This is a genomic window from Nostocoides japonicum T1-X7 (assembly GCF_001046855.1).
Lineage (GTDB): Bacteria > Actinomycetota > Actinomycetes > Actinomycetales > Dermatophilaceae > Nostocoides > Nostocoides japonicum.
On the sequence record NZ_HF570958.1, the window covers coordinates 4,824,563 to 4,827,142 of the forward strand.

3 protein-coding genes are annotated in these 2,580 nt (G+C 71.9%); all 3 read right to left on the reverse strand.

Annotated features, from left to right (window positions below; genetic code table 11):
- Positions 1 to 650 precede the first annotated feature (650 nt).
- Positions 651 to 986, reverse strand: coding sequence for a DUF202 domain-containing protein (locus tag BN12_RS21925; RefSeq protein ID WP_048555652.1), 336 nt, complete (start codon positions 984 to 986; stop codon positions 651 to 653).
- A gap of 226 nt (positions 987 to 1,212) precedes the next feature.
- Entirely contained in the window at positions 1,213 to 1,617 is a 405-nt protein-coding gene (locus BN12_RS21930) for a YidH family protein (protein WP_048555653.1), read from the reverse strand.
- A 305-nt stretch (positions 1,618 to 1,922) separates the two neighbouring features.
- The coding region (locus BN12_RS21935; protein WP_053080160.1) for a zinc-binding dehydrogenase at positions 1,923 to 2,580 on the reverse strand (658 nt) is incomplete at its 5' end.

Genomic DNA, 2,580 nt, shown 5'->3' on the forward strand with positions numbered 1-2,580 from the left:
ACCTCCCTCGGAATCGAGGTATCGAGACCCCACCGCCCGGTCACCAGATACCTCGACCCCCGGGACCTCCCTCGGAATCGAGATAACCGAAGACCTGGCCGACGGCACCCACCCACCTCCACCGGAACGTCACCCGATCGAGATAACCGCAGCACCCGCCAAGTCACCAGATACCTCGACCCCGAGACCCCCATCGGAGTCGAGGTATCGAGACCCCACCGGGGGATCACCAGATACCTCAACCCCGAAGACCTCCCTCGGAATCGAGGTATCGAGACCCCACCGCCCGGTCACCAGATACCTCGACCCCCGGGACCTCCCTCGGAATCGAGGTATCGAGACCCCACCGCCCGGTCACCACACACCTCGACCCCCGGGATCGCCCTCGGGGTCGAGGTAACCGAAGGCCCTCCTCGCGCATCACCTACCTCGACTCCAACTAGGACCCCTCGGTCGAGGTATTGGGTGCTCCTCCGTCAGCGATAGCTCCTCCGACCCGCATCCACATACCTCGACTCCCAGTGCGACCCTCGGAGTCGAGGTAGCCAGATACCCTCCCACGGTCTCCACATACCTCGACGCCCAGCGTGATACCTGGGTCGAGGTATGTGGAGACCCGTCGACTTGGCCCTCGCGCTGGGCGCCGTCACCTACCAGGGGCTGAGGAAGAGGACGGCGACTCCGCCGACCCCGAGAAGGACGAGTGCCGCGGTCAGCGAAAGGCAGCCCCACACGTCGGGGGCGATGACGCCGTCGCGAAGTCCCTGGAGCTGGCGGCGGATGCGACGACGCTGGGTGACGGCGATGGCGACGACCGCCCCGAGCGTGATCACCAGGAGCGGCGCGACGACGGGCACGTCCCGAGCGAGCCAGCGGACGAGGATCGCCGAACACGCGGTGAGCCCGGTGAGCGAGCGCGTCCAGGCGAGATGGGTCCGCTCGGCCTGGTCGTCCGGTGCCCGTGGTCGACGAGGCGGTGAGCTCACCGCCGCCCTCCGCACGGAGAGTCGCCCCGGCTTCGCGTCGGCCGGTCGACCGTCACGGCTGCCCCCTGAGCATCGACCGATCCACCGTCACGGCTGCCCCCGGAGTGTAGGTCGGCCGACTGTCACAGCTGCCCCCGGACGGTGGCCAGGTCGACCGTCACAGCCGCCCCCCGAGCATCTGCCGGTCGATCCTCACAGCCGCCCCTGAACATCGGCCCGTCCGCCGTCACAGCTGCCCCCTGAGGATGACGGCGAGCACGACGAGGGTCGCGACGACGCTCACCGCGGTGAGGATGGGCACGAGGATGGGCACGGGGATGGACACGCCTCGGCGCATCGCGCGCTCGGACCGCACCCAGTGGACGAACGCGCCGACGCTGCACACGACGCCGATGGCAAGCAGGAGCAGGGCGACGAGCTTGCGCTCGGACCGGCCCCACACCTCGCCCGTGAACGCGTCGACGGCAAGGCCACCGCCGACGAGAGCGAGGGCTGTCCGGGTCCAGGCCAGGAAGGTGCGCTCGTTCGCGAGGGTGAACCGCGGGTCCGGGTCGGTCCCGTCCGGTAACAGCCGACGCCTCAGCCAGCCGTCGCGGGCCGGCGACGGTGCGTCTTCCTCGGGCGTATCCATGCCTCAGAGGGTAGGGCGGGCTCCTCGGCGGAAGCGGTCACGCCATGCCGCGACCGTCGGCCACGGTCCCCGTCACCCACCGTCCCGAGCCGGCCACCGTCCCCGCCAACCCCACCGTCCCGAGCCGGCCACCGTCCCCGCCAACCACACCGTCCCGAGCCGACCACCATCTCCGTCACCCACCGTCCCGAGTCGGCCACCGTCCCCGCCACCACACCGTTCCGGGCCGACCACCTTCCGAGCCGACCCCGACGCCCACCGTCCGAGCCGACCACCGTCCGAGCCGCCCACCCGACGGAGACGGGTCAGAAGGTCACGACGGCGCGCTCACCGGCACCGGACGCCCAGGCGGCCCCGACCTCCTCGAGCGGATAGGCGCGGGCGGGCACGACGAGGGCACCGGAGGCGATGTGCCCCATGACGACGGGCAGCTGGGCCATGATGTCCTCGATCGAGCCCGAGCCGGCCCCGGAGCCGCGGACCTGGATCCTCCGGCTGCGCAGCAGCTCCGCGGGGAGGGCCGCGGTCGGCCCGGCGAGCGCGCCGATCTCGACGTGCTCGATGTCGGCGGTGTCCTCCTCGAGCCCGTGCCGTGCGATAGCCTCCCACGTCGTCTCGGCGACCAGGCCCCAGACGAAGTCGAGGATGATCGAGGGCGCGTCGCCGCCGAGCGCGGCAGCGATCCCCTCGGGGCCGTCCGCGAGGGACGCCGTCCGAGCACCGAGGTCCTCGAGGGCGGCGAGTCGCTCCGGGTCGCGACCGACGGCGACGACCCGCTCGGCGCCGAGGATCCGCGCGAGCTGGACGGCCATCCGGCCCGCGACCCCTGTCGCGCCGAGGACGAGGACCGTGCCGAGGTCGCCGATGGCGCGTGCCCGGGCGGTGAGCGGCAGCCATGAGCTGAGGGCCGGGTTGAGGCCGGCCGCGACGGCGACGGGGTCGGCACCGTCGGGCAGCGGCAGG